24 protein-coding genes are annotated in these 26881 nt (G+C 67.9%); 18 read left to right on the forward strand and 6 right to left on the reverse strand.

Going from position 1 to position 26881, the window contains the following annotated elements; genetic code table 11:
• Window positions 1–174 precede the first annotated feature (174 nt).
• Both ACK5NO_RS02935 and ACK5NO_RS02940 read left to right on the forward strand, forming a co-directional pair.
• Window positions 175–1605 carry a CCA tRNA nucleotidyltransferase gene (locus ACK5NO_RS02935; RefSeq protein WP_416811168.1) on the forward strand — a complete coding sequence of 477 codons (1431 nt, stop codon included), beginning with the start codon at window positions 175–177 and terminating at the stop codon, window positions 1603–1605.
• A 285-nt stretch (window positions 1606–1890) separates the two neighbouring features.
• A complete protein-coding gene (locus ACK5NO_RS02940) occupies window positions 1891–2808 on the forward strand; it encodes a hypothetical protein (protein ID WP_416811169.1) in 918 nt (305 codons plus the stop codon).
• 85 nt (window positions 2809–2893) lie between these two features.
• Here the strand turns inward: ACK5NO_RS02940 and ACK5NO_RS02945 are convergent, their stop codons facing one another.
• Window positions 2894–4210 (reverse strand): MFS transporter, encoded by a 1317-nt coding sequence (locus ACK5NO_RS02945; protein ID WP_416811170.1) that lies wholly within the window; start codon window positions 4208–4210, stop codon window positions 2894–2896.
• A gap of 97 nt (window positions 4211–4307) precedes the next feature.
• On the opposite strand from ACK5NO_RS02945, the gene ACK5NO_RS02950 reads away from it, so the two are divergent.
• The 3 genes from ACK5NO_RS02950 (at window position 4308) to ACK5NO_RS02960 (ending at window position 7012) form a co-directional block, all read left to right on the forward strand.
• Window positions 4308–5687 (forward strand): acyltransferase family protein, encoded by a 1380-nt coding sequence (locus ACK5NO_RS02950; RefSeq protein WP_416811171.1) that lies wholly within the window; start codon window positions 4308–4310, stop codon window positions 5685–5687.
• Window positions 5688–5707: 20 nt separating this feature from the next.
• Window positions 5708–6232 (forward strand): DUF805 domain-containing protein, encoded by a 525-nt coding sequence (locus ACK5NO_RS02955; RefSeq protein WP_416811172.1) that lies wholly within the window; start codon window positions 5708–5710, stop codon window positions 6230–6232.
• Window positions 6233–6343: 111 nt separating this feature from the next.
• Complete coding sequence (locus ACK5NO_RS02960; protein WP_416811173.1) at window positions 6344–7012, forward strand: SDR family oxidoreductase; 669 nt, start codon at window positions 6344–6346, stop codon at window positions 7010–7012.
• Window positions 7013–7223: 211 nt separating this feature from the next.
• Here the strand turns inward: ACK5NO_RS02960 and ACK5NO_RS02965 are convergent, their stop codons facing one another.
• Both ACK5NO_RS02965 and ACK5NO_RS02970 read right to left on the reverse strand, forming a co-directional pair.
• Window positions 7224–8315, reverse strand: coding sequence for an inositol-3-phosphate synthase (locus tag ACK5NO_RS02965; RefSeq protein ID WP_416811174.1), 1092 nt, complete (start codon window positions 8313–8315; stop codon window positions 7224–7226).
• A gap of 10 nt (window positions 8316–8325) precedes the next feature.
• Window positions 8326–8910, reverse strand: coding sequence for a PadR family transcriptional regulator (locus ACK5NO_RS02970; RefSeq protein WP_416811175.1), 585 nt, complete (start codon window positions 8908–8910; stop codon window positions 8326–8328).
• 398 nt (window positions 8911–9308) lie between these two features.
• Between ACK5NO_RS02970 and ACK5NO_RS02975 the strand changes: the two genes are divergently transcribed.
• Complete coding sequence (locus ACK5NO_RS02975; RefSeq protein WP_416811176.1) at window positions 9309–11612, forward strand: transglycosylase domain-containing protein; 2304 nt, start codon at window positions 9309–9311, stop codon at window positions 11610–11612.
• A gap of 169 nt (window positions 11613–11781) precedes the next feature.
• Here ACK5NO_RS02975 and ACK5NO_RS02980 read toward each other — a convergent pair whose 3' ends face one another.
• Window positions 11782–12816 (reverse strand): lipid II:glycine glycyltransferase FemX, encoded by a 1035-nt coding sequence (locus tag ACK5NO_RS02980; RefSeq protein WP_416811177.1) that lies wholly within the window; start codon window positions 12814–12816, stop codon window positions 11782–11784.
• 156 nt (window positions 12817–12972) lie between these two features.
• Between ACK5NO_RS02980 and rpsF the strand changes: the two genes are divergently transcribed.
• The 9 genes from rpsF to ACK5NO_RS03025 all read left to right on the forward strand — a co-directional run bounded on the left by rpsF (window position 12973) and on the right by ACK5NO_RS03025 (window position 21181).
• Window positions 12973–13263, forward strand: coding sequence for a 30S ribosomal protein S6 (gene rpsF, locus ACK5NO_RS02985; protein WP_416811178.1), 291 nt, complete (start codon window positions 12973–12975; stop codon window positions 13261–13263).
• A gap of 51 nt (window positions 13264–13314) precedes the next feature.
• The gene (locus tag ACK5NO_RS02990) at window positions 13315–13800 is read left to right on the forward strand and encodes a single-stranded DNA-binding protein (protein WP_416811179.1); all 486 of its coding nucleotides are present in this window, start codon (window positions 13315–13317) and stop codon (window positions 13798–13800) included.
• A 27-nt stretch (window positions 13801–13827) separates the two neighbouring features.
• Window positions 13828–14064, forward strand: a complete 237-nt coding sequence (rpsR, locus tag ACK5NO_RS02995) for a 30S ribosomal protein S18 (RefSeq protein ID WP_084106245.1) — start codon at window positions 13828–13830, stop codon at window positions 14062–14064.
• 14 nt (window positions 14065–14078) lie between these two features.
• Window positions 14079–14525, forward strand: a complete 447-nt coding sequence (rplI, locus tag ACK5NO_RS03000) for a 50S ribosomal protein L9 (protein WP_416811180.1) — start codon at window positions 14079–14081, stop codon at window positions 14523–14525.
• A 577-nt stretch (window positions 14526–15102) separates the two neighbouring features.
• Window positions 15103–16485 (forward strand): replicative DNA helicase, encoded by a 1383-nt coding sequence (gene dnaB, locus ACK5NO_RS03005; RefSeq protein WP_416811181.1) that lies wholly within the window; start codon window positions 15103–15105, stop codon window positions 16483–16485.
• Window positions 16486–16842: 357 nt separating this feature from the next.
• Window positions 16843–18156 (forward strand): hypothetical protein, encoded by a 1314-nt coding sequence (locus ACK5NO_RS03010; RefSeq protein ID WP_416811182.1) that lies wholly within the window; start codon window positions 16843–16845, stop codon window positions 18154–18156.
• Between the two features lie 143 nt (window positions 18157–18299).
• Complete coding sequence (locus ACK5NO_RS03015) at window positions 18300–18818, forward strand: acyltransferase (protein WP_416811183.1); 519 nt, start codon at window positions 18300–18302, stop codon at window positions 18816–18818.
• A 78-nt stretch (window positions 18819–18896) separates the two neighbouring features.
• A complete protein-coding gene (locus ACK5NO_RS03020; protein ID WP_416811184.1) occupies window positions 18897–19877 on the forward strand; it encodes an aldo/keto reductase in 981 nt (326 codons plus the stop codon).
• Window positions 19874–21181 (forward strand): enolase C-terminal domain-like protein, encoded by a 1308-nt coding sequence (locus ACK5NO_RS03025; RefSeq protein ID WP_416811185.1) that lies wholly within the window; start codon window positions 19874–19876, stop codon window positions 21179–21181. Before ACK5NO_RS03020 ends, ACK5NO_RS03025 begins: the two co-directional genes overlap by 4 nt.
• Here ACK5NO_RS03025 and ACK5NO_RS03030 read toward each other — a convergent pair.
• Complete coding sequence (locus ACK5NO_RS03030) at window positions 21154–21888, reverse strand: FadR/GntR family transcriptional regulator (protein ID WP_416811186.1); 735 nt, start codon at window positions 21886–21888, stop codon at window positions 21154–21156. The two genes, ACK5NO_RS03025 and ACK5NO_RS03030, sit on opposite strands and share 28 nt — an antisense overlap.
• Window positions 21889–21908: 20 nt before the next feature.
• On the opposite strand from ACK5NO_RS03030, the gene ACK5NO_RS03035 reads away from it, so the two are divergent.
• From ACK5NO_RS03035 to ACK5NO_RS03045, 3 genes are read left to right on the forward strand one after another with little or no spacing between them, the layout of a single operon-like run.
• The gene (locus ACK5NO_RS03035) at window positions 21909–22787 is read left to right on the forward strand and encodes an amidohydrolase family protein (RefSeq protein ID WP_416811187.1); all 879 of its coding nucleotides are present in this window, start codon (window positions 21909–21911) and stop codon (window positions 22785–22787) included.
• A complete protein-coding gene (locus tag ACK5NO_RS03040; protein WP_416811188.1) occupies window positions 22784–23635 on the forward strand; it encodes a fumarylacetoacetate hydrolase family protein in 852 nt (283 codons plus the stop codon). The genes ACK5NO_RS03035 and ACK5NO_RS03040 overlap by 4 nt, the downstream gene beginning before the upstream one ends.
• Window positions 23632–24393, forward strand: a complete 762-nt coding sequence (locus tag ACK5NO_RS03045; RefSeq protein WP_416811189.1) for an SDR family NAD(P)-dependent oxidoreductase — start codon at window positions 23632–23634, stop codon at window positions 24391–24393. The genes ACK5NO_RS03040 and ACK5NO_RS03045 overlap by 4 nt, the downstream gene beginning before the upstream one ends.
• Before the next feature lie 10 nt (window positions 24394–24403).
• Here ACK5NO_RS03045 and ACK5NO_RS03050 read toward each other — a convergent pair whose 3' ends face one another.
• Window positions 24404–26881 carry a lysylphosphatidylglycerol synthase transmembrane domain-containing protein gene (locus ACK5NO_RS03050; RefSeq protein ID WP_416811190.1) on the reverse strand — a complete coding sequence of 826 codons (2478 nt, stop codon included), beginning with the start codon at window positions 26879–26881 and terminating at the stop codon, window positions 24404–24406.

Genomic DNA, 26881 nt, shown 5'->3' on the forward strand with positions numbered 1-26881 from the left:
CTAACGAGCCAGGGGCCTGGGCCGGGGCACGCCACCCTGGCCCAGCACCCAGCCCCCTGTGGCCCGCACAGCGCAAGCGGTGGGTCATTCGGGACAGCGCAACCGCATCGGCCGGACGGGTCACGAGCGATCTGGGACCATAGGGGAGTGAATTCCGCACCCACCCCTCCGTCAATGGGCGTCCTGCGCCAGCGTGCCTCGCTGCTGTGGGACGCGCTGCCTCCCGAGATCACCGAACTCGCGGAGCTCTTCGACGGGGCCGGCCACGAGTTCGCGCTCGTCGGGGGTCCAGTGCGGGACGCGTTCCTCGGACGATCGAGTTCGGACCTCGACTTTGCCACGTCTGCCAGGCCGGACGACACCGAGGCGCTGCTCAAGCGGTGGACGCGGGCAACCTGGGACATGGGGCGCGAGTTCGGCACGATTGGCGGCCGGCGCGGTGACCTGGTCGTCGAGATCACGACCTTCCGCGCGGACGAGTACGACGGCCTGACACGCAAGCCCGTGGTGGCCTTTGGAGACACCCTCGACGGAGACCTCGCGAGGCGTGACTTCACCGTCAACGCGATGGCGGTGCGATTGCCGTCCAAGGAATTCGTCGACCTGCACGGCGGCCTCGCGGACCTCGCAGGCGGCCTGCTGCGCACCCCCGTCGAGCCCGAGATCTCCTTTGGCGACGACCCGCTGCGCATGATGCGCGCCGCACGATTTGCGTCCCAGCTGGGCTTCGAGATCGAGCCGGCGACGTTTTCTGCGATGTCGCGGCTGGCGGATCGCATCGCGATTGTGTCGGCTGAGCGAGTGCGCGATGAGTTGTGCAAGTTGATGCTCGGGGTCGATGTGCGCGGCGGTCTGGGAGCACTCGTCGACTCGGGAATCGCGCAGCACGTGCTCCCCGAGCTGCCCGCGCTCAAGCTTGAGGTCGACGAGCACCACCACCACAAGGACGTCTACGAGCACACGCTCACCGTCGTGGAGCAGGCGATCGACCTCGAGACCGATGCTGCTGGGCCCGTGCCTGGGCCCGACCTCGTGCTGCGCCTTGCGGCGTTGCTGCACGACATCGGCAAGCCACCCACCAAGCGCCACGAGCCCGGCGGCGGCGTCTCGTTCCACCACCATGAGGTCGTGGGAGCGAAGATGACGCGCAAGCGCATGAAGGAACTGCGCTTTGACAAGGACACCATCCGTGCCGTGTGCCACCTCGTGGAGCTGCACCTGCGCTTCCACGGCTACGTCGACGCAAGGTGGTCGGACTCTGCGGTGCGGCGCTACGTGACGGATGCGGGCCCGCAGCTCGAGCGGCTCCACCGGCTCACGCGCGCGGACGTCACGACACGCAACCGGCGCCGCGCCGACAGGCTGTCCTTCGCGTACGACGACCTTGAGCAGCGCATCGCTGAACTGCGCGAGCAAGAGGAGATCGACTCGATCCGCCCCGACCTCGACGGCAACGAGATCATGTCGATCCTTGGCATTGGACCCGGTCGCGAAGTAGGCATGGCCTACAAGCACATGCTCGAACTTCGCATGGAACACGGCCCACTCGGTGAGGAGCGTGCGCGCGAGGAACTGCTGTCCTGGTGGCGGGCCCAGGGGGCCTGACCCGGCGAGCCAGCCCGCACATCGGCCCTCCCGACCTCCCTCCCCTCCCCTCCCCGCTCCCCCTCCCCCAGAGGCAAGTGGCGCTCACGAAAGTGGGCGTGCTTGGCGCTCGAGGCAAGTGGTGCTCATGAAGGTGGGCGTGCTTGGCGCTCGAGGCAAGTGGTGCCTATTCGCGACCTCTAGCACGGGGCTCGGGGCGTCCCCAGGCGAGGGTGAGGGCGTGTCATCCCCAACGCGGCGTGGGTCAGCCGGCGCGCTTTGCGACGGCCCGAGTACACCCAAGGGATGGCACTCAACGACCTCATCGCGATGCTCGAAGCACGGCCCACCTCGTTCAGCCGCGAGTACCTGACTGGGCGCGCCAGTAGGGGAGGCATCGCATCGGCGATCCGGCGCGGCGCCATCGCACGCGTGCTCCCTGACCGTTACGCCGCCGGGCTCCATGCCAGATCTTGGCTGGTGCGGTCGCATGCGGCGGCGATGTGGGGACCGGAGCGCAGTGCGTTGACGGGTGCAGGAGTGCTGTGCGAAGCCGGCGTCATCACCGAGGAACCCCCTGGTGTTCACCTCTTTGTGCCACGATGGCGGCACCGACCCTCGCCGCCGTGGCTGACGATCACGAGTTCGCTTTACGTCCCCGCCGTGTACCTGCGCCACGACGACGCCCCCATGGTGGATCCCGAACTGGCGTTCATTCACGCCTATGGCTTCGCCAGTGAGGACCGGCGGGCGGAACTGCTCTATGCACTGACGCGCAGTGGTGCACTCAACCTCGAGCGGGTACGAGATCACCTCGCGAGGCTGCCACGCGTACGCGGACGGGCTTCGATGATGCGTCGGCTCGGGCACGCCGCCGATGGGATCGAGAGCTATCTCGAGGAGCGGGGTGCGGAGGATGTGCTGACAGGTGCGCCGTTTGCCGGGCTCGTGCGCCAGCATCGCATCACCGTCACGGGAGAGAGCTTCCGGCTCGACGCATACGACCCGGCGACCCGCACGGCATTCGAGTTCGATAGCAAGGCTCATCACCAAGGAGTCGACAAGCGTAGGCGAGACCTCCGTCGAGACGCCCTGTTGTCCTCCGTGGGCATTGAGACGGTGAGGTTCGACTATGTCGATGTGATGAGCCGGCCTCAATGGTGCCGCGACATCGCGATCGCCACGCTGGTCAGCCGCGGCGCGCAGACATCAGTTGCCTCGTAGGCTCTCGAAGCGCGGATTCGTAGACATCAGTTGCCTCGACAGGGGGTGATGAGTTTCGGGGTGGTGAGCTTAGGGGTCCTGAGCCTCACACCGCCGGGGCTGGGGCCTGGCCTGGCGCCGGGGCCGCCGCGCGCGGTGCACGCGCGAACACCGCCGCGACCAGCAGGTAGACCACCACCAGCGCGCCCATGACCCACCGCGAGTAGCCGTCGTCCGGCAGCACCAGTCCACCGATGACGGCGCTCGAGATGAATGCGACGTTGTAGGCCATGTCGTACAGCGTGAATGCCCGGCCGCGCACGTGGTCCTCGGTGTCGCGCTGCACGATGGTGTCGACCGCGATCTTGCCGCCCTGCACCGCGAAACTCACGATCACGGCCGCGCTCAACAGTGCCCACGGAGCCGCCGACACCGTCAGCACCACCTGCCCCGCTGCGCCAATGCACAGGCAGATCACGATCCACGTGTGCCGCGAGAACCGCTCCTTGAGTACAGGCGTCAACACCGCCGCGAGCCCGAACCCCACGGCGGCGAATCCGACCACGATGGTGAACCGTCCCAGCGCCTCCTCGGGCTTCGAGGGGTCGCCGAGCACCTCGCGCGAGATCAGGATCGACGCGACGAACATGACTCCGTAGAGCAGCCGCTGCGCGGCCATCACGCCCAGGGCGTGGAACGGTGTGACCCGCGCACGGAGGTAGCGCACCGCCTGCGCGAGCTCCACCCCGAGTTCGCGTACCTGGGCGCCAAGGCGCAATTTCTCGAGCGGGTTGGCCGGACCCAGATCGCGGTGACCGATGAGCAGCGTCGCCCATGCCGCCAGGCCAAAGGCGATGCCGGCCCCCGCGAGGGCTGCGCTCGCGAGGCCCGCATCGCTGGCGTCGGGCATCAAGAACGTGACGATGCCGCCGATGGTCCCGCCGAGCGCGGCAGAGACCGTGCCCAGGGTAGGGAGCACCGCGTTGGCGGTCAGCAGGTCCTCCGGAGCCACCACGCGTGGCAGGCCTGCGGTCATCGCGGCGAGCAAGAACCGGTTGACCGACAGCGTCAGCAACGCCACCGCGTAGAGCGCCCACGTCGGCGTGTCCCATACGAGCAGCAGCACAATCGCGCCGACCAGGACCAGGCGCACCAAGTTGCCCACCACGAGAATGCGCTGGCGTTGCCACCGGTCGATGAGCGGCCCCACAAACGGCCCCACGATGGTGAACGGCGCGAGGAGCACGGCAAATCCGGCGGCGATCGCCTCGGGTGTGGTCGCCATGGTCGGGTCAAAGAAGAAGGCCGCCGCGATCCCGACTTGGAACATCCCGTCGCCGCCTTGCGACAGCAGGCGCACATATGCCAGATGCCTGAAGCCGCGCGCCCGCCACAGGTGGCGGAGGTCGCGCACGAAGGACATGGCGACAGCCTAGGGCCGCCCCGCGAGCGTCCCGTCGCCGCGCAGGGCCGATGCGCCCTTGCCTTCTCGCATATGTCGCCATCGCTACTATCGCCCCATGGCAAGCCTGAGCGAGCTGGCCGCGCGCACACCGGCGTCGCGCGACAGGTACATCGACTTCCTGCGAGTGGCCTCACTCGGCGGGGTCATCGTGGGCCACTTCATGATGGCCGTTCTCGTGATCGGCGACGACGGGTCCTTCTCCTTCACCAACATCCTCGAGGTCGAGCCGTGGACGCGCTGGATGACCCTGGTGCTCCAGGTGATGCCGATCTTCTTCGCGGTCGGCGGCTTCTCGCATGCGGTGGCGCTGCGGTCGTTGCGAGCTCGGGGTGGTGGCTACGCGGACTTCGTGTCCGAGCGCATCGGGCGCTTGGTACGCCCCGCGCTCGCTTTCATCACGGTGTGGGCGGTGGTGGCGATCGTCGTTGACCTCACCACTGATGGCGATGCGCAGGCCGGCGCGGTCCTGCAGATCGCCGGTCAGTTGGTGTGGTTCATCGGCATCTACCTCATCGCCGCTTCGCTCGCCCCACTGATGTTGCGCGCCCACGAGCGCTGGGGGATGGCGGCCCTCGCAGCACTGGGGCTCGCGGTCGTGGCGGTCGACGTCGCCCGACTGGCTTTCGACGTCCCATTCGTGATGTGGCTCAACTTCGCGTTCGTCTGGCTCGCGGTGCACCAGCTGGGCTTCTTCTACGCGGACGGTGCTGCGGACCGGGTGGGGCCGCGCAGGCTCGGAGGGACGATGCTCGTGCTGGGCTGCGTAGCCCTCGCGGCCCTCGTGGGGCTCGGCCCTTACGGCATCGCCATGGTGAGCTTTGGCGGGGAAGAGTTGAGCAACCTCACGCCGCCCACGGTGGCGCTGCTGGCCTTCGCGGTGGCGCAGCAAGGCGCGCTACTGATGGTGCGCGACCCGTTGCGCCGGTGGCTCGACCGGCCACGCGCATGGAAGGGCGTGATCGCGGCTGGCTCGGTCGCCATGACCGCGTACCTGTGGCACTTCACGGCACTGATCCTGGTGCTCGCAGGGCAGTACCTGCTCGGGATCGGGCCGGAGGGCGGCACCGGCGCGTGGTGGCTGCTGAAACTCGTAGAGCTGGTCCCTTTCGCGCTGCTGCTGGTGGCACTCATCGCGCTGTTCAGGCGCTTCGAGCGCGCGCCCCGTCGCGCTGGGGTGGTGGGGCCCTCCGCGGCCCGGGCTGCCGTGGCGGCCGCCGGCGTGGTGTGCGCGATCGTCGGCATGCTGGGATTTGCAGTGGTGGGGTTCCGTGGGCTGGCGACCGGCTACGTCGGCAACCTGGCTGGTCTGCCCATGCCGTCGTGGGCGCCGATCGTGCTGGTGGGCGCATCGGCCATGCTCACGGCGCTCGCCGCGCTGCCGCGCGGCTCCGTTGCGGTGTCGGACTCCCCCGCTACAGTGGCGCGCGACGACTGACACGAGAGGCGGGCAACCCCATGGGCTTTGGCACAGCAGTGAAGACGGGCTTCAGCAAGTATGCGACTTTCAGCGGGCGCGCACGGCGCAGTGAGTTCTGGTGGTTCCAGCTCTTCTTGTTCCTCGTGACTCTGCCATTCTCGGTGTTCTTCCTCGCCACTTACGTACAGGTGGTCGTCGCGCTCGTGGAGGCCGAGCAGCTGGGAGCCGACCCGCTGGTCGACGGCAATTGGGCGATGTTCGGACTGTCGGGCCTCCTGCTACTGGTGGTCTCGCTCGCGCTCTTGCTGCCCACCTACGCGGTATGGGCTCGCCGCCTTCATGACATGGGCCAGACCGGTCACTGGTTGTGGTTGAACCTCGTGAGCTTGGGCATCGTGCCCTTCATCATGGCCTTCCTCGATTCGCAGCCTGGGGAGAACCGTTGGGGTCCCAACCCCAAGGGCGTGGCGGGCTACGGCGCCCCCGCCTACCCGGCGTACCCCACGGATCCGTCGTACCCGGCCGCGCCCACCTACCCCGCGCCGCCCAGCCAGCAGCCGTAACCCCCGCGTGACGGCGGGCTGGCGCGCCGCCAGCCCGCGCATCGGCCATTCCCACTTTCCCTGAACGCGAACGCCGTGGCGAAGCTGCCGCGGGCGGGGCAGGGTGGAGGGATGACTACACCACAGCGCATCGTCATCGTCGGCGGCCACGGCAAGGTCGCTCGCCAGCTCATCCCGACCCTGATCGGGCGCGGCAAGGAGGTGGTGCCGCTGGCGCGCAGGCAGCAGCAGCTGCTCGACCTCGCGGCCATGGGCGCCGACCCGCGTGAACTCGACATCGAGGCCGCGACGGAGCGGGACTTCGCTCGCGCCTTTGAAGGTGCGGATGCGGTGGTCTTCGCCGCTGGCGGCGGCCCCGACGGCAACATCGACCGCAAGCGCACGGTCGACTTGGAGGGCTCACTCAAGTCGATCGCGGGGGCGCGCGCGGCGGGCATCTCGCGGTTCGTACAGGTGAGTGCGATCGGGGTCGACGAGCCGCTGCCCGAGGGCACGGAGCCCGTGTGGCGTGCCTATGTCGAGGCCAAGCGTGACGCCGATGCGGCGCTGCGCGACTCGGGCCTGGAGTGGACCATCGTGCGGCCCGGAGGCCTCACTGATGACCCGGCGACGGGCCGGGTGGCCGTGGCTCCGACGGTCGAGCGGGGGTCGATTCCTCGCGCCGATGTGGCCCATGTGATCGCCGATGTGCTTGACCTTCCGGCGACGGTGGGTGCGCAATGGGAGGTCGTGAGCGGGCAGGTGCCGATCCCCACGGCGCTCGAGTCCGCGCCCCGCTAACCCCGTCACAGGGATGCATGCGACCGGGTTCCACACCCCTCACGAGTCAAATGGATCCATTTGACTCGTGAGGCGCGCCCGCCCGCCCGAGCAAATGGATCCATTTGACGGAAAGGCGGGGGTGGGGCGCCGAGTCGGGGCGCTGCATGCACGAAGGCCGGGACACCCCTCAGCGGGTGCCCCGGCCTTCGTGTGAACTACTCAGCGAACCTTAGCGCTCCACCTCGCCGGCGATGAACGCCTCGAGCTGGGCACGGCCCTTGGTGTCCTCCATCTGGACCGGCGGCGACTTCATGAAGTAGGTCGACGCGGACAGGATGGGGCCGCCAATACCGCGGTCCTTGGCGATCTTCGCGGCGCGGATCGCGTCGATGATGATGCCGGCCGAGTTGGGCGAGTCCCACACCTCGAGCTTGTACTCAAGGTTCAGGGGCACCTCGCCGAACGCGCGGCCCTCGAGGCGCACGTACGCCCACTTGCGGTCGTCGAGCCAGGCGACGTAGTCCGAGGGGCCGATGTGCACGTCGCGGTCGTCCTTCTTGCCGGCCAGGGGGCCGTTGAGGTTGGACGTGACGGCCTGGGTCTTCGAGATCTTCTTGGACTCGAGGCGGTCGCGCTCAAGCATGTTCTTGAAGTCCATGTTGCCGCCGACGTTGAGCTGGTAGGTGCGGTCGAGCACCACGCCGCGGTCCTCGAACAGCTTCGCCATCACGCGGTGGGTGATGGTGGCGCCCACCTGCGACTTGATGTCGTCGCCCACGATCGGCACGCCGGCCGCCTCGAACTTGGCAGCCCACTCGGGGTCGGAGGCGATGAACACGGGCAGCGCGTTGACGAACGCCACGCCAGCGTCAAGGGCGCACTGGGCGTAGAACTTCGCGGCCTCTTCGGAGCCCACGGGCAGGTAGCACACGAGCACGTCCGCCTGGGTGTCGCGCAGCACCTGGACCACGTCGACGGGGGTCTCGTCGGACTCGACGATGGTCTGGCGGTAGTACTTGCCAAGGCCGTCGAGGGTGTGGCCACGCAGCACCTGGATGTCCGTCTTGGGGACGTCGCAGATCTTGATGGTGTTGTTCTCGGAGCACTCGGTGGCCTCGACCAACTCCTTGCCCACCTTGAGCGAGTCCACGTCGAAGGCGGCCACGAACTCGATGTCCGAGATGTGGTAGTCACCGAACTGAACGTGCATGAGGCCGGGGACGGTCTCGTCGGCCGAGCGGTCCTTGTAGAACTCGACGCCCTGGATCAGCGAGGTGGCGCAGTTGCCGACGCCGACGATGGCGACGCGAAGTGCTGCCATGGTTGTCTCCTTAGTTGTTGCCCGCGGAAGCGGAGTTGGGATTGTCTCCGCGGGGCGCGGATCGTTCATTCTCGATGAGCCTGTCCAACCACTCGACTTCGCGCTCGACGCGCTCAAGTCCGTGACGGTGAAGCTCGGTGGTGTAGGCGTCGTGGCGTTCGCGCACTCGCGCGAGGCCGTCGGCCACTTCCTCGAGTCGTTCTGACAGTCGGGAGCGGCGGCCCTCGAGGATGCGCAGGCGCGTTGCCGAGTCAGTCTTGGCAAACAACGCAAAGCGTACGTCGAAGGTGTCGTCGTCCCAGGCCGATGCGCCGGCGTGCGCCAGTTCTTCGGCCAGGCTCGCCTGGCCGGCATCGGTAAGGCGGTAGGCGATACGGGAACGCTTGGAGCCCGAGGCTCGTCCCGCATCGGTCTCATCTGCTGCGATGAGCCCCGCACCGACCATGCGCTTGAGGCAGGGGTACAGGGAGCCGTAGCTCAGCGCTCGGAAGGGGCCGAGCTCAGCGCCCAGACGCTTGCGAATCTGATAGCCGTGCAGCGGCTGCTCCGCGAGCATCCCAAGGATGGCGAGGGACAGGACATCGGTCTTGGCCACGCGCTCCCCCTTTCCGGGCCTCGTGTGTGGAGCGTTCGCCACAGTAGCAGAGCGTTGTATCGCCACGATACATCGCGAGGCCGGCCGATGCGCGTGTCGCCTGCCGCTTTCTTCGCACCCGCCGTTCTGCCCGCATTGCCCCCGCGACAGTTCCGAACATTCCTGGCGGCGACACCCCGACGCAGCGTGAACGACGCGTGCCAGCGGCGGCGTGTCGCGGCGCGGGTGTTCGGAACTGTCGGGCGGGGTCGGGTGCGGGGTCGGGTGTGCCGGTCACGAAAAGCGCGGCCCGAGCGTTAGGACCAACAGCCAACGCACGGGCAGCGCACCACCGACCAGCCCGACGCCCCGGCGGGATACATGCGTCCCGCCCCGACGATCCCTAGGGTGGAACTACTGTGAGCGAATCTCAACACACCCCTCAGCGCCGAAGCACCCGTACGCCGGCGAACTCCACGCCTGCACGTCCCGCGACGGGAGTGCGGCGAGCGAACGGCAAGCCGGCCAACGGCCTGCCCGCCTGGAGCGCTACGGGAGCGCCCGCGACCAAGAAGGCACCCGCATCGGCCGGTACCGAGGGCAAGGGTGCAGGTAACGGGGGCGGCAACAAGAAGGACGGCGACGTGGACCAGCCCGGCTGGAAGAAGTGGCTCAAGCGCATTCTGCTGGGTCTGCTGATCGCGATGCTCGGGCTCGGCCTGATCGCCGTGCTCGCGTTGTGGATTCGCTACGAGAACCTCGAGATCCCCGAGCCCGACGACTTTGCGCAGGCACAGTCCTCGATCTTCTACTACGCGGACGGCGAGACGGAGATGGGGCGCCTGGGCGTGGCCGACCGAGAAATCGTTGCGTACGAGGACCTACCCGAGTACGTCGGCAACGCGATCGTCGCGGCGGAGGACCGTAGCTTCTGGACCAACCCGGGTATCAACATCCCCGGCATGGCCAAGGCGCTGTGGGACACCATCGTGCTCGACAACCCGCGAGGCGGCTCCTCGATCACCCAGCAGTACGTCGAGCGCTACTACGTGGGCGAGACCACCACCTCGATCAAGGGCAAGATCGACGAGACGCTCATGGCGCTCAAGATCGACCAGGAGCAAGAGAAGTCCGACGTCCTTGAGAACTACATGAACACGATCTACCTGGGTCGTGGCGCCTACGGCATCGAGGCCGCGGCGCAGCAGTACTACGGCAAGCACGCCTCGGAGCTGACGGTGTCGGAGTCGGCGATGATCGCGGGCCTGATCCCCGCGCCCAGCGCCTGGGATCCCCGCATCAACCACGACAAGGCCGAGCAGAGGTGGAACTACGTCCTCGACGGCATGGTCGACGCGGGCTTCCTCAGCGCGGACGAGCGCGCCGACATCACTGAGTTCCCCGAGACCATTGAGTACGTCAACGAAGATGTCTACGCGGGCACCGAGGGATACATCCTGCGCGCGGCGCTCGAGGAGGTCGCTGCGTCGACCGGGATTACCCAAGAAGAGATCGAGTCCATGGGCTACCGGATCACGACGACGATCGTGCCCGAGCACCAGAAGGCCGCCGAGGAGGCCGTGGCGCAGATGCCGGAAGACCACGCCGACAACTTGCGCACCGCGGCCGTGACCGTCGAGGCCGCCACCGGGGCCATTACCTCGATGTATGGCGGCGAGGATTACCTCGAAATCCAACGCAACGCGGTAACCCAGGACGTCGCGCAGGCAGGTTCGACCTTCAAGCCCTTCGCGCTCATCGCGGCGCTGGAACGGGGGATTGGGCTCGAGAGCGAATACCTGGGCAACAACAAGATGGAGTTCGAGGGCTTCGAGAACCCGGTGCGCAACTTTGGTGGCGTCTCCTATGGGTACGTCGACCTGATCGAGGCCACCCAGAAGTCGATCAACACGGCCTATGTGGGGCTCAACGAGGACGTGACGCCGCAGGTGACGATGGAAACCGCCATCGCCGCGGGGCTCCCCGAGGACACGCTGGGCCTTGAGGCCAACTTGTCGAACGTGTTAGGCACGGCGTCCCCGCACCCGCTGGACATGGCGAACGCTTACGCCACGATCGCCTCCGGCGGATTGCGTACTGAAGCGCACCTCATCGCGTCGGTGTCCGACTGGCAAGGCGAACAGGTCTACGTCTATGAAGAAGAGCCGGAGCGAGTCTTCGCCGAGGACGTGATGGCGGACACGACCTACGCGATGCAGCAGGTCGTCAAGTACGGCTCGGGCTCGTACGCGGGCGAGAACATCGACCGACCGCTCGCGGGCAAGACGGGAACCTCGAACGACAACCGCTCCGCGTGGTTCGTGGGCTTCTCGCCGCAAATCGTCGGCGCGGTGGCCCTGTACCAGGTAGGTGAGGACGGCTCGGCCGAACAGATCACTCCGTTTGGAGGGTTCTCGCAGATCACCGGCTCGACCGTGCCCGTGCGGGTGTGGACCTGGATGATGCAGCCCATTTTTGAGTCGATGGACATCGTGGACTTCCCTGAGCGCGCAAACGTCGGCACCAACCACTCGGCGGCGCCCACCGAGCCGACCACGTCGCCGAGCCCCACCGCAACGGAGCCCGAGCCCGAGGAGACCACCGAAGAGCCAGTCGAGCCTGAGCCGGAGCCGACCACGGAGGAGCCCGACCCGGAGCCCTCGACCCCGCCCGTGTCGACGCCCGACCCCGAGCCGTCAGTCACCACGCCGGCGTTGCCGTAGCGCCTGGCGCCGGCCTTCGCCAGCACCCCCTCTTCCGTCAAATGGATCCATTTGCTGGAAAAAGGGGGTGCTCACGCGATGAAAATGGATCCATTTGACGGGGAACGCGGGCGCTATCGCGATGAAAATGGATCCATTTGACGGGTAGGGGGCCGATGCGCGGGCTGGGTTAGCGGCGCAGGGCGCGCTTGGCGCGCAGCGCGAGCACGAGAGAGCGGTAGCGCATGGGCTTGACGGGGACATCCCACGCGCCGTCGATCTCCACGTCGTCGCCGAACTGGTGCTTGAACTCGCCGACACCTGCGAGCTGCGGCACGCGCTCCGAACCCACCCCCATGAGGTCGTAGCGAGTCACCCCCTCGGCCTTGAGGGTCGTGAAGATGTGCCACTTCAGCGCGATCGCGGCATTGGTGTCGCGCGCCTCGCGATTGCCGCCGGCGTAGAAGTCAACGCCACCGCCGTCGTGGACGAGGGAGACCACCCAAGACACCGCGCGTCCGGGGACCAGGTTGCCCTCGGGTCCCGTGTCGTGGCGTCGCGCCACGAAAACCCTCGCGTGCTCGCCGAGCGACTCGATCATGGTGGTGTAGACGGACATGGGGAAGATGCCAAAGCCGTCGCGCTCTGCCGTCTCCCGATAGATCTCGTACAACTCCGCGAACTGCGCTGCGCTCATGCCCGACTCGTCGGTCACCGTCATATCGGCGTCCTTGAGAGCACGCCGAGTCTTGTAGCGACCGCGCTTGGTGAAGGACGCGAGGATCTCGTCCTCGGAACGGGTCAGGTCGATGACGACAGTGCGGTCGTAGGTGACCGTCTGCAGCAGTTCACATAGCCCCGGGGCCGGGTGCCACGCATGCATGCGCACGAACACCACCTCTGGCGCCTCCCACCGCACGTAGGCCAGCACTGCCTCCCGCGCGGCGGCCTCTGCCGCCGCGTCGGGACGCGCGGGCCACATTGGCCCGTGCTTGGCCCACAGATACGTGAACCCGCGCCCCGCAAACTGGCTGAGGGCGATCAAGGCCACCACCGCATCGGCCCCATCGAGGACAGCGAGCCGACGCCAGGGCGAGCGACCGTCAACTGCCTGGTCAAACGCGTCCCACGCGGGCGCCTGCTCGATGGGCACAGGGTGGTCCCACGCCCGTGCGGCCGCCATGAATCGGTCGTCGTCCCAGTGCTCCACCCGCAGTTCGCTCACGGCTACGAGGCTACCTGTGGACAGAGATTCCCTCACAGGGGGCACGCAAGGTATCCTTGTCGGTGGCCTTCATGCCCCTATGGCGTGCGGGCCGGCATCAACCCTCCTGTCACGGAACGTCCGTGGCCGCATGAGTCCAGAGGAGGTGGGTATTCGATGCGTCAGTACGAAATGATGGTCATCCTCGACCCCGAGGTGGACGAGCGCACGGTTCAGCCGTCGCTTGACAAGTACCTGAACGTGGTCACCAGCGACAAGGGCACCGTCGACAAGGTCGACATTTGGGGCCGCCGTCGCCTGGCCTACCCGATCAAGAAGAAGAACGACGGCATCTACGCGGTGATCAACTTCACCTCGGAGTCCGCCACGGCCAAGGAGCTCGAGCGCCAGCTCGGCCTCAACGAGTCGATTCTTCGCACCAAGCTGCTGCGTCCCGACGCCAAGTAGCCGATCACTCCCGACTGCAACGACTCACGACACGAAACTAAGGGGATACACATGGCAGGCGAGACTCCCATCACGATTGTCGGCAATCTGACCGGCGACCCGGAGCTGCGCTTCATCCAGTCCGGTGCTGCGGTGGCCAACTTCACGGTTGCTTCGACGCCGCGCACGTTCGATCGTCAGACGAACGAGTTCAAGGATGGCGAGACCCTGTTCATGCGTTGCTCCCTGTGGCGTGAGGCCGCGGAGAACGTCGCCGAGTCGCTCACCAAGGGCATGCGGGTCATCGTGACCGGCCGCCTGGTGCAGCGCTCGTTCGAGTCCAACGGAGAGAAGCGCTCGGTTGTCGAGCTGCAGGTCGACGAGGTCGGCCCCTCGCTGCGTTACGCCACCGCCAAGGTGAACCGTACTCAGCGCCAGGGCGGCAACGGCGGCGGCTTCGGTGGCAACTCGGGCGGCGGCTTCGGCGGTGCCCCTGCAGGCGGTTCCTCGAACGACCCGTGGGCCTCGGCCCCCGCGTCGGACGAGCCCCCGTTCTAAGCACTTTTCCACACAGGAGTTCATTCAATGGCTAAGCACGACATCCGCAAGCCGCGGAAGAAGGTGAACCCGCTCAAGGCGGCCAAGGTCGACAAGGTCGACTACAAGGACACCGCTCTTCTGCGCAAGTTCATCTCGGACCGCGGCAAGATCCGTTCGCGTCGCGTGACCGGTGTTTCCGTCCAGGAGCAGCGCGAGATCGCGCGCGCGATCAAGGTCGCACGCGAGATGGCCCTTCTCCCCTACGCCGGCTCCGGCCGCTGATCGGGGGCTAGAAGATGGCCAAGCTCATCCTGACCCACGAGGTCTCCGGCCTCGGCATCGCCGGCGACGTGGTCGACGTCAAGGACGGCTACGCACGCAACTACCTGGTTCCCCGCAAGCTGGCCACCCCGTGGTCCGCTGGTGCGGAGAAGCAGATCGAGGCGCTGCGCAAGTCGCGTCGCGAGAAGGAGATCGCCAGCGTCGAGGAGGCCCAGGCGGCCCGCGACTCGCTGCAGGCGAACCCCGTCAAGGTTGAGGCGAAGGCGGGCGACTCCGGTCGTCTGTTCGGCGCCGTGACCCCTGCCGACATCGCCGACGCCATTGGCGACCGCGCCAAGGTCGACAAGCGTCGCATCCACATCGCTCAGCCCATCAAGGCGCTGGGTACCTACGACGTGAAGGTGTCCCTCCACGACAACGTCTCCGCGACGGTCGTGGTGCAGGTCGTCGCCGCGAAGTAACGCGTTCGTACGCACGCGAGGCCCGGTTTCCCTGTGGGGAGGCCGGGCCTCGTGGCGTTGGTGGGGGAGGCCGGGCCGACTCTCGAACTGCGAACCGCTGGGGCGCGCGACACCCCGCGGAACGTCTTCTGGCCGCCGTTCGCTACGGAGTGTCGCCGCGACGCCGGTTCGCAGTTCAAGGGGGCGGCGCGTCCTGGCTCGCGTAGGGCCGATGCGCTGGCTGGCTTGTGGACGGATCGTCACCTCGGGCGCGGCGTGCGCGACACGCCCACGGGCGCGACACGCCGACGAGTTTTGTGCGGAAGATATCCACAACGGTGTAGTTCTCGACATGCCTGGTAAATGACTGGTTGCGGACAGAGTTTTCAAGTCATCCACACCACTGTCCACAATCCCCCACGCGCGTTGTTCACAGGCCGTCCACCGTGACAGAGGAAGTTGTCCACGAGTTATCCACCGGTCGGACAGAAGCGGACTTGTGCCAACTCGCCCAGGGCCATACGTTGGCGTGTCAGCCCTCAGAGAGACACTGTGGTCAGCTGAGCGTGGGACTGCATGGAAAGGACAAGGAACGCGAATGTCGATCGACGAGCTCGAAGCCTCGTATGGGCCTGACTCATACGGATCCGAGCCGGCGACTTACGACCGCCTCCCCCCGCAGAACCTCGAGGCAGAGCAGTCCGTCATTGGCTCCATGCTGCTCAGCAAGGACGCGATGGCCGACGTCATCGAGTCGGTGCGCGCGGACGACTTCTACAAGCCCGCCCACGAGGCCATCTTCGACGTGGCCGTCAAGCTCTACAACGCCGGCGACCCTGTCGACGCGCTCACGGTGTCCGCTGAACTGCAGCGCACCAACCAGCTTGCTCGCGTGGGCGGAGCGGAGTACCTCCACACGCTGATCTCCGTGGTGCCGTCCGCGGCATCGGCGGGGTACTACGCCCGCCTGGTGCGCGAGCAGTCGATCCTGCGCCGCCTGGTCGAGGCCGGCACGCGTATCGCGGCCATGGGCTACGACTCGGATGGCCGCGAGGTCGACCTGGTCGTCGATGGCGCTCAGGCCGAGATCTTCCAGGTCACCGAGCGCCGCAACTCCGCGGACTACCTGTCCATTGGCGACGTCATGGAGAAGACGCTCGAGCAGGTCGAGGCCTCCTCCAACCGTGACGGCCAGATGCTCGGGATCCCCACCGGCTTCCGTGCGCTCGACGACCTTACTGGTGGTCTCCAGGGCGGCCAGATGGTCGTCATCGCCGCGCGACCCGCGATCGGTAAGTCGACGCTCGGTCTGGACATTGCGCGCTCGGCGTCGATCCACCACGGCAAGGCGTCCGTGATCTTCTCGCTCGAAATGAGCCGCGAAGAGATCACCAAGCGCATGCTCGCCGCGGAGGCGAACGTCAAGCTGTCACGCCTGACCAAGGGGCCCATGGGACCGAGCGACTGGGAGCGCTTGGCGCAGACCGCCGCCAAGATCTCGTCGGCCCCCCTCTACATCGACGACTCCCCCAACATGACGCTCATGGAGATCCGCGCCAAGTGCCGCCGCCTCAAGCAGCAGCATGACCTCAAGCTCGTGGTGCTGGACTACCTGCAACTCATGAGCTCGGGACGCAAGGTCGAGTCTCGTCAGCAAGAGGTCTCCGAGTTCTCGCGTGCGCTCAAGCTGCTCGCCAAGGAGATTGAAGTCCCCGTGATCGCGATCTCGCAGCTGAACCGTGGCTCCGAGCAGCGCGGCGACAAGAAGCCGATGCTGTCCGACATGCGTGAGTCCGGCGCCATCGAGCAGGACGCCGACATCGTCATCCTGCTGCACCGTGACGACGCCTACGACCGCGACAACCGTCCGGGCGAGGCGGACTTTATTGTCGCCAAGCACCGCGCCGGACCTACTGACACCATCGCCGTCGCCTTCAAGAAGGACTACGCGCACTTCGCCGACATGGCGCAAGACCTCTAGCGACCTCGGCTTCACCTTTTGGCCTGCTTGGCCCCGGTTGGCCTGCTTGGCGCCGGCTGGACTGCTTGGCGCCGGCTGGACTGCGAGTCCCCACTACCCCCTCTCGCGACCGGTTTTCGCGTGCTGGTGGGTATCAAGCGCGCTCGGACCTGCTGAGGCACGTCGTGATGGGTATCAACCGGGGTGGGGACGCGGGGCCGGGGTGGGGATGCGGGCCACGCCACCCGTTCACGCATCACATCACCCACTCATAGGTTTGATAACCGTTATCACTATCGTGTAGCGTAGCGCGAGCGGGCATTCGCCCCGCCATCCACCCCATGTGAAAGGACGCCCCGCTGAGGGGCTAGGTCACCCATGTCATTCACCGCCCGACCCGCCCGCGTGGCATCGTTCGCCGCAGCGGCCGCGCTCGCGCTGAGCCTGACCGCGTGTGCCACCGAGGAAGAGCCCGCCACCCCCACCACGGAGGCAACTGATGCTCATGCCGAAGAGGGTCACGACCACGACGAGGCAACTGAGGAGCACTCAGCCACCGAGAACTCCTCGAAGACCCCCCGCATCGTCGCCACGTACGACGGCGGTATCGCCGTGATCGACGCCGCGACCCTCGAGACCGTCTCTCAGATCGAACTCGCCGGCTTCAACCGCCTAGCCAGCGCGGGCGACGGACGCCACGTCGCCGTCTCCACCACCGGTGGATGGGCAATCCTTGACGCGGGCACCTGGTCGCAGGCACACGGTGACCACTTCCACTACTACACCGCGGACCCGGCGCTCTCGGGCGTGCTCATCGAGGCTGAGATTCCGGGCCACGTCGTGGTCGAGGACGACCTTGTCGCCCTCTTCGATGACGGAACCGGCCATGTGGTGCTCGTGGAAGCGGACGAGTGGACGGACATGGTCGAGCACGGCCACGCGCACGCCATCGGCGAGTACACGACCGCCGCCGCGCACCATGGAGTGGCCGTGGCCACCGACGAGGACACTCTCTACGTCACGGTGGGCACCGAGGACGGCCGCACGGGCGCGATGTTGGTCGAGGACGGCGAGGTTGTCGTCGAGTCCGACAAGTGCCCCGGCGTCCACGGCGAGACGGCCTTCGAACTCGCTGAAGAGACCATGGTCGCGTTTGGTTGCGAGGACGGCGTGCTGCTGTTCCACGGCGAGCACGCGCACAAGATCGACGCCCCCGACGCGTACGGTCGTACGGGCAACCTGTTCTCCTCGGACGAGTCCAACGTGATCCTGGGCGACTACAAGACCGACCCCGAGGGTGGGCTGGGCTTGTCGCAGATCACCTTGACCAATGTTGAGGACGAGACCCTCACCGTGGTTGACCCCTTCGCTGGCGCCGATGCGCTCTACACCTGGCGCGGGCTGACCCGGGGCGAGGATGGTGAGGTTCTGGTGCTCGGTACCGACGGCGCGCTGCGCGTGATCGACCCGGCCACGGGCGAGGTGACCACCACCATCGACGTGATCGACGCTTGGGGGGTTCCCGAGGAGTGGCAGACCGCTCACCCGTCGCTCACCGTGCTTGAGGGCATGGCGTACGTGACCGACCCGGCCGCGGGCACCATCACGGCCGTCGACTACGTGGGCGGTGAGGTCTGGAAGTCCGCTGAATCTGGCATCGCCTTCAACGAGGTCGTGGGCGTCACCGGCTGACCTCTTCGTTTCTGTCAGCGAGGCCCGGCCCGCAGGTTCGTCACCCGCGGTCCGGGCCTTGTGCTCTCTGTGCCTGGCGTACCGCGCGCGAGTACTGTGCGAACCAGCGAGTGTTCGCAGTGGGGGTGTAGGGGAGGCCGAGCATGGCAAAACGACAGTGGGCGAGCGAGTGGGTGCTGGCGGCCGCGGCCGTGCGACCACTTCCCCATCGAGTACGCCCGATGCTGTTGCGGCTGACCGCCGTGCGTATCGGCACCGATTCTCACCTCGAGGGTGGGGTGAGGATTGTCGGCGGCACCTCGCTCACTTTGGGCGACCGGGTGTTCGTCAATACGGGGGTGCTGCTCGATGTCAATGCTCCCATCGTGGTCGAAGACGGCGTGAGCATCGCCTGTGACGCCAAGCTCATCACCACCACGCACGAGCCCGGCCCGCCAGAGCGGCGCGCGGGGGTGCCCGGCTCGAAGCCGGTGCGGATTGGTGCAGGGACGTGGATCGGCGCGGGTGCGATCGTGTTGCCGGGCGTCACCGTCGCGCCTGGGTGTGTGGTGGCGGCTGGGGCGGTCGTGACCGCGAACACCGCGCCAGACGGCCTATACGCCGGAGTCCCGGCACGCCGGGTCCGAGATCTCGTCGCAGCGGCCGAAACCTCTGACCTTTAGGCCCGCAAGCACCTCTTAACGGCGTCGACTGGTAAGTTCTCGTCAGATACATCTAATCTCTGACGACGGAGGCGGGGCATGCGCGACGCGCGCCGGGTGAGCACGACCATGAGTCGGCACGGGTTTGGCGCGGCGCAGTTGGGCAACCTCTATCGAGAGACGAGCGACCAGGATGCCGCCGTTGCGGTGGCCGCGGCCTGGCAGTCCGGCGTTCGCTATTTCGACACCGCGCCCCACTACGGGCTGGGCTTGTCGGAACGCCGCCTGGGCAAGGCGCTGCAGGGGCGCCCGCGCGACGACTTCCTGGTCTCGACCAAGGTGGGTCGCCTGCTGGTCGACAATCCCGGAGGCGAGGGCAAGCAAGACGACCAGGGCTTCGCGGTGATGGCGAGCACACGCCGCGAGTGGGACTTCTCCCGCGACGGGATTCGGCGCAGCGTGGACGCGAGCCTGACACGCCTGGGCCTTGACCGCGTCGACATTCTCTACCTCCACGACCCGGACGACCACGGGGATCAGGCCCACCGCGAGGGGATGCCAGCGCTCATCGAGCTGCGCGACGAAGGGATGGTGGCCGCCGTCGGCGTCGGCATGAACCAGTCCCAGATGCCCGCGCGGTTCATCCGCGAGCATGACCTCGACCTGGTGATGCTCGCCGGTCGCTACACGCTGCTCGACCGCACCGCGCAGGACGATCTGTTGCCGCTTGCGCTTGAGCGTGGTGTGGGGATCGTCGCCGCGGGCGTCTACAACTCTGGCCTCCTCTCCACGCCTCAACCAGCGTCCGACGCCCGCTTCGACTATGCGCCAGCCGACGTCCAGCGACTCACGCGAGCCAAGGAACTGGCACGCATCTGCGAGTCCCACGGCGCGACCCTCCCGCAGGCCGCTGCGCAGTTCCCGCTGCGGCACGACGCGGTGCTGTCGGTGGTCATCGGCGCCCGCACGGCGCAGCAGGTGAACGCCAACGCCGAGCGGCTCGACGCCCAGCTGCCATCCGCCCTGTGGGACGACATCGACGCCGCGATCGAGGCGAACCCCCTGGAAGGACCGGCATGACCACCATTACGGGCGTGCGCGCCATCGATGTGCGCTTCCCCACCTCGCTCAGCGCGGATGGCTCGGACGCCATGAACAAGGACGCCGACTACTCGGCCGCCTACGTGATCCTCGAGACGGACGATGCGCTGGCTGGCTTTGGCTTCACGTTCACCATTGGGCGCGGCACCGACATCGTCACCGAGGCGGCGCGACAGCAGGCTCAGCCGCTGATCGGCCGCGACGTCGACGACCTGGTGTCAGACCTCGGCGCGGTGTATCGCGAACTCAGCGGCGACTCCCAGATGCGCTGGCTCGGCCCCGAGAAGGGCGTGGTGCACCTGTCGCTCGCCGCGGTGATGAACGCCGTGTGGGACCTCGCCGCGCGCCGGGCGGGTCTACCCCTGTGGGCCTACCTCGTGAGCCTGCCGGTCGACACCCTCGTCGACGCCATCGACCTGCGGTACCTGAGCGACGTGCTCACTAAGGATGAGGCGCGCGAGATGCTCGCCGAGCTTGAGCCCACACGAGACGAGCGCCTGGAAGCCCTGCGCGAGCGAGGCGGCTACCCCTGCTACACCACGAGCGCCGGCTGGCTCGGCTACAGCGATGACAAGCTGCGGCGCCTGCTCACCGAGGCGATTGACGCGGGCTACCGCCACGTCAAGCTCAAGGTGGGAGTGAGCCTGGAGGAAGACAAGCGGCGCCTCGCGATCGCGCGTGAGGTGATCGGCCCCGACGTCAAGCTCATGATCGATGCCAACCAGGTGTGGGACGTGCCTCAGGCGATTGACTGGATGGAGCAACTGGCGCCGTACCAGCCGCTATGGATCGAGGAGCCCACGAGCCCCGACGACGTCCTGGGCCACGCGGCGATCCGCAAGGCCGTCGCGCCCATCGGCGTCGCGACGGGGGAGCACGGTATGAACCGGGTGCTGTTCAAGCAGATGTTCCAGGCGGGCGCGCTGGACTTTTGCCAGCTCGACTCTGCGCGGCTTGCGAGCATCAACGAGATCCTCGCGGTGTACCTCATGGCCAAGAAGTTCGGCGTGCCGGTGTGCCCGCACGCGGGCGGCGTGGGCCTGTGCGAGCTGGTCCAGCACCTGTCGATCTTCGACTACTTGGCCATCTCGGGCTCGCTCGAGGACCGCGTCACCGAGTTCGTCGACCATCTCCACGAGCACTTTGTTGACCCGTGCATCGTGCGCGACGGGCACTACCTGATCCCCCAGGCGCCCGGCTACAGTGCCCAGATGCACGAGGAGTCCCTTGCGCAGTACGCGTATCCCGCGGGTGGCTACTGGGAGGCTGCGTCGAGGTCATGATCGCGAGCGAACTCCTCGACGCCCATGAGGTGGGCCTCCATGCGCACGCGTGCGCGTTGGGGGTCGCGTCGCGTGAGTTCCGCGAGGATCGCCCGGTGTTCCGCCTGGGTTGCGGCCACCGCGCCGCGGTCGTGCATGGCGCGCACCACGCGCGCCCGCTCGGTGCTGCCCAACAGGCTGCCGACGAGCGCCGCGAGGGCGGGGTTGCCCGAGGCCTGCGCAATATGAAGGTGGAACTCGGTGTCGGCGTCAAGGAACGCGTCGAGGTCGGCGTCATCCCCGGCAGCGTCCCCCTTGTCGAGCGTGTGTGCGAGGGCTGCGAGCGCATCGGCGCTGATGTGAGTGGCGGCAAGGCTGACGCTCTCGGCCTCGAGCGCGCGGCGCACGCCGAGCAGGTGGGCCGCGTTGCCGGGCGTGGGAAGGTCCGCGAGGAATCCCAGGGGGCTGAGCAGGCGCCCGGCCTCGAGGGACGTCACGTAGGTGCCGTCGCCCTGGCGCGTCTCGAGCACTCCCATGTGGGCGAGCGCGCGCACGCCCTCGCGCAGCGAGCCGCGAGAGACGCCGAGCTGGGCCGCGAGGTCCTTCTCGACGGGCAGTCGCGCCCCGGGGCCGAGCGAACCCTCGAGAATCATCGCTTTGATCCGATGGATCACGGTGTCGGTCTGCGACAGCGAGGGCGTGGCCTCGGCGGGGGCACCCGGATTCATCCGACCATCGTAGGCCGCGCATGAGCGTCATCGACAGTCACCTGCATGTGTGGGACCTCGCACGCGCCGAGTACCCGTGGCTCACGGCTCAGCTCGCACCCATCGACCGCACTCTCGAGGTCGCGGACGCCGCCCCCCGGCTCGAAGCGCTCGGCGTCGAGCGCGCCGTGCTGGTGCAGGCGGCCGACAACGACCAGGACACCGAGCACATGATGGACGTCGCCGCGGCCGATGCGCGGGTGGCTGGCGTCGTGGTCTGGGTGCCGCTCGACTCCCCCGAGCAAGCGGTGCACCGCCTCGCGGCGCTCGCGGCCCGCGGTCCCGTCGTCGGCGTGAGGGCGCTCATCCACGACATGGCCGATCCCGACTGGATCGTGTCGCCTGCGGTCACCGACGGCCTGGCCGCGGTGGCCGATGCGGGTCTCGCCTTCGACTTTGTGTGCGCCGACCCGCAGGCCCTGCGTCACGTCCCCGTGCTCGCGCAGCGCGATCCCGACCTCGCCATCGTGATCGATCACTTGGGCAAGCCGCCCGTCGGCGGCGCGAGCGGCGACCGCGAGCCCGCCACATTCGCCCAGTGGATGGACCTGCTGGCCGACGCCACCGCATCGGCCCAGGTCAGCGCGAAACTCTCCGGCCTGTACCGGGACGGCCTGCCCGAACCGAGGGCCGTGACTGCAGTGGTGGAGGCAGCGCTCGACATCGTGGGGCCGCAACGCCTGATGATCGGCTCCGACTGGCCCATCTGCGAGCTGTCCGGAGGGCTCGAGCGTGCCTGGGGCCTGACCACCGCCGCGCTCGCGAGCCTCACCGACCACGACCGGGACCTCGTGATGGGCGTCACCGCCACCCGGGTCTACGGCCTTTCACCGACCACCAGCAAGGGAGATAGCACATGAGATTCGCACGATTCGGCGAGGTAGGGCAGGAGATTCCCGCCGTCGCGCAGGACGAGGCCTGGTACGACCTGCGCCCCATCGCGGCCGACGTGAACCCCGCCTTCTTCGCCGGTGGTGGCGTGGCCGCCGCGGCCGATGCGCTGGGAAGCGGCGCCCTGCCGCGCCTGAGTACGGAGCCGGGCACGCGCATCGGCGCCCCGATCGTGAACCCCTCGAAGATCGTGTGTATTGGGCTGAACTACTCGGATCACGCCGCGGAGACGGGCGCCGCGGTGCCCGCCGAGCCAGTGGTGTTCATGAAGGACCCCGGCACCATTGTGGGGCCGCGCGACGACGTGCTGATCCCGCGCGGTTCGACCAAGACGGACTGGGAGGTCGAGCTCGGCGTGGTGATCGGCCGCGAGGCTCGCTACCTCGACTCGCCCGCCGACGCGCTCGCGCACGTCGCGGGCTACGTGCTGTCCCACGACGTCTCTGAGCGCGAGTTCCAACTTGAGCGCGGCGGCCAGTGGGACAAGGGCAAGAGCTGCGAGACCTTCAACCCGCTGGGGCCGTGGTTGCTCACTGCAGACGAGGTGGAGGACCCACAGGCGCTGTCCATGTCGCTGTCGGTCAACGGCGTGCGCCGCCAGGACGGCTCGACGGTCACGATGATCTTCTCCGTCGCGCATGTGGTCTGGTACCTCAGCCAATTCATGGTGCTGCGTCCCGGCGACCTCATCAACACCGGCACCCCCGCGGGCGTCGCGCTCGGCATCGAGGGCAACCCCTATCTTCGCGAGGGAGACGTGGTCGACCTCGCTATCGAGGGGCTGGGCACGGCACGCCAGCGCATGGTGCAGGCGTGAGCGCCACCGGCCTCGCAGGACTGCGCGCGCTCGTCACTGGCGGCGCAGACGGCATCGGACTCGCGACGGCCCGCGCGCTCGCGGCCGAGGGGGCGTCCGTGGCAGTGCTCGACCTCTCTCCCGCCGCGGTCGCCGAGGAATTCGCCGTTGTCGAGGCCGATGTGCGCTCGCGCCCGGCGGTCTTCGCGGCCGTCTCCGGGGCGGCCGATGCGCTGGGCGGCCTGGACGTCCTCGTCAACAACGCAGGTATCGGCGCCATCGGCACCGTGGAGGACAACGCCGACGAGGACTGGGCGCGGGTGCTCGACGTCAACGTCGTGGGGATGGCGCGAGTGAGCGCGGCGGCGCTGCCGTACCTGCGGGAGTCTCAGGCGGCCGCGATCGTCAACGTCAGCTCCATCGCGGCGCTCAACGGGCTGCCGGCGCGTGCGCTGTACTCCGCCTCCAAGGGTGCGGTCATGTCGCTCACGCTCGCGATGGCCACAGACCACGTGCGCGAGGGAGTGCGGGTCAACGCCGTCTCCCCTGGCACCGTGGGCACCGCGTGGGTCGAGCGGCTGCTCGCGCAGGCGCCGGACCCGGCGGCCGAGCGCGCCGCGCTCGAGGCCCGCCAGGCGATCGGCCGGCTGGTCACGCCAGAGGAGGTCGCGCGGGCGATCGTGTACCTGGCCTCGCCTCTGTCGGGCTCGACCACCGGCACCGTGCTCGACGTGGACGGCGGCGTGACGCGGCTGAGGGTGAGGCCGGTGGGTCAGTAAGGCGTGGCGCCTACAACTCACCCTTGCGCTGCAGCCACTGCATGGCCACGTAGCCCATGGGGATGCGGATCCAGTAGGTGATGAGTCGGTAGACGATCACCACGGAGGTCGCGACACCCGTCGACAGTCCCGCAGAGGTGGTGAGTCCGGCGATCAGCGCGGCCTCCACGGCGCCCAAGCCGCCGGGGGTGGGGACCACGGCGCCCACCGCGTTGGACAGGAAGAACAGCACCGCGACGTCGATGATCGCAAGCTCCTGGCCAAAGGCCTGCAGCGTGCAGTAGAACGCGCCCACGAAGGCGATGGTCTGGACAAAGTTGCCCGCGAGTCCCGTGAGCAGGCGCATGGGCTGGCCAAGTATCTGGACCAAGCGCGGCCAGGTTTGGCGCAGCGGCGGCATGATCTTGGCCAGCACCCAGCGGCGCAGGCGGGGGATGAGCATGGCGGCGACCACGACGGTCACCACCGCGCCAACGCCCATGAGCACCGTGGTCGACGGCAGTGCCGCGAGCGTGCCTTCCGACCCCGTAATGAGCGTGAGCACCAGCAGGCCACCGACGGTCACGACGATCGCGCTCACCTGGACGAGCGCGACGGTCGCGACGGCGAGCGGGTTGGCCACCCGGCGCCGGGTCAGCAGGCGCAGGTTCAGCGCTGCCGGGCCCACTCCAGCAGGCACGGCTAGGGCGATGTAGGCCGCCGCCACCTGGGTGAGCACCACCCTGGTCCACGGGAGCTTGACCGGCGAGAACGCGACCATGGCCAGCGCCGCACCCAGGAAGGTCAGCAGCGACCACAGGAAGGCGCCCAGGATCCACCAGGCGTTGGCTTGCTCGAGGGCGCTGACCACATCGGCCGTGTTGAAACTGGCGAGGATCACGCCGCCGGCAATGAGCGCCAGGATGATCGTCGCGATCGTGCGCCACCCAAACCGGGCGATGTTCTGCTGCTCGATCTCCGCATCGGGCAGGCGCTGAACAATGCGCGAGCGCAGCTCGGGCAGCAACTTGTCGCGCTTGATGGCCTGGCGGGTCTCGCGGGGAAGCACGATCATCTGCAGCAGCGGAGCGATCTGCTCGACCACGTCCTCGCCGAGCGCGCGGAACGCCGCATTGACGGCACGCTCGGCACCCACGATGGCGGCCGTCGCTGCAAGGACCTGGACGCTGTCGAGCCTGCGCGCGAGCGTCGACGACGCGACCTCGCCCATCTCCCACGTGGTGATCCACACCACGGGTGCACCGGTGGCATCTTCCTCACCCACCAGCACGGTGTCCGCGCTGATGGTCCGATGCGCGATGCCGGCCGCGTTGGCCCGTGACACTTCTGCCCACACGGCATCCAGCAGCGCGTCGCTCACCTCGGCGGCAGGGATGTCGAGCAGCGAACGCGTGGCGAGCGGCCGCTGGTAGACGGTGATCATGGTGTCGCGGGCCTGGCTCATGCCCAGCACGCGAGCGGTGCGCACCCCGGCGGCGCGGGCGGCGTGGGAAGCGAGCGCGGTCGATTCCGCGGAGTGGCGCAGACTCATCTCTGCGCGCGCGTCGATGCCGCGAAAGCGCATGGTGGTCCACAGCTTGGTGAGGAAGCCAGCCGCGTGACGGTCTCCGTCGACGGCGATCGTGATCAGGCGATGCCCCTCGACAGTGGTGACGTCGTATACGCGGCCGGAGCGGGTGCGGCCCAGGGCCGCGGAAACAGGATCGATGACTCCGGGGTCGTACCCGTCGTGTGCATCGGAGCGCACCACCCGGCGCGGCTCAAACCCGGCGCGACGAATGCCCTCGACGAGCACGGCGCCATACGCGCGGTCGGCCATCGAGCCCAGCAGCCAGCGCAAGGTCAGGCCCGATGCGCGGCCAATGAGGATCACGGTGATGACCGCGGGCAGGGTGACGATGCCGGACACGAACGCGACCGCCGCCGAGATCCACAGCAGCGTCCACGAGATCGACAGCACACGACGGGTCGTGCGCAAGCCCGCGGTGGTCAGCATGGCCGCGACCGCCGCGAGGTAGGCGGGCAGCTGTACCACCATGGCGCCCTCGGCGCCGCGCACCGACAGGCTCGAGATCAGCTCGTCCGAGCCCCATTCGAGCGTGGTCAGAGCGGCGATGAGGGTCGCGATAAACGCCAGGACCGCGGCGCCGAGCACCTCGAGAATGCGCCGGGGCTCGCGTCGTGCGGCAAAGTCGATGATCACCGCGGAGGGCACCATCAGTGTGACGATGCCCGAGAAAATGTTGACGGGCGCGACCAGCAACCGCTGCAGCACCTTCGCGATCCCGGAGACATCCTCGGCAAAACCCTGCGTCGTCGCGTGCCCGTAGGCACCCAGCAGCAGCACCAACACAATGCCCACGACGGTGCCGATCGCCGCAATGAGGTCGGTGACGCGATGCACCCTCGTGGAGGGTTGGTCGATGACGGTCACGCCCCGCAAGGGGTCGTCCGCAGGAACTTCCTGCATCGTGTCCGCTGCGGTCAT

Origin of the sequence: Demequina sp., assembly GCF_047975725.1 — a bacterium.
Classification (GTDB): domain Bacteria; phylum Actinomycetota; class Actinomycetes; order Actinomycetales; family Demequinaceae; genus Demequina.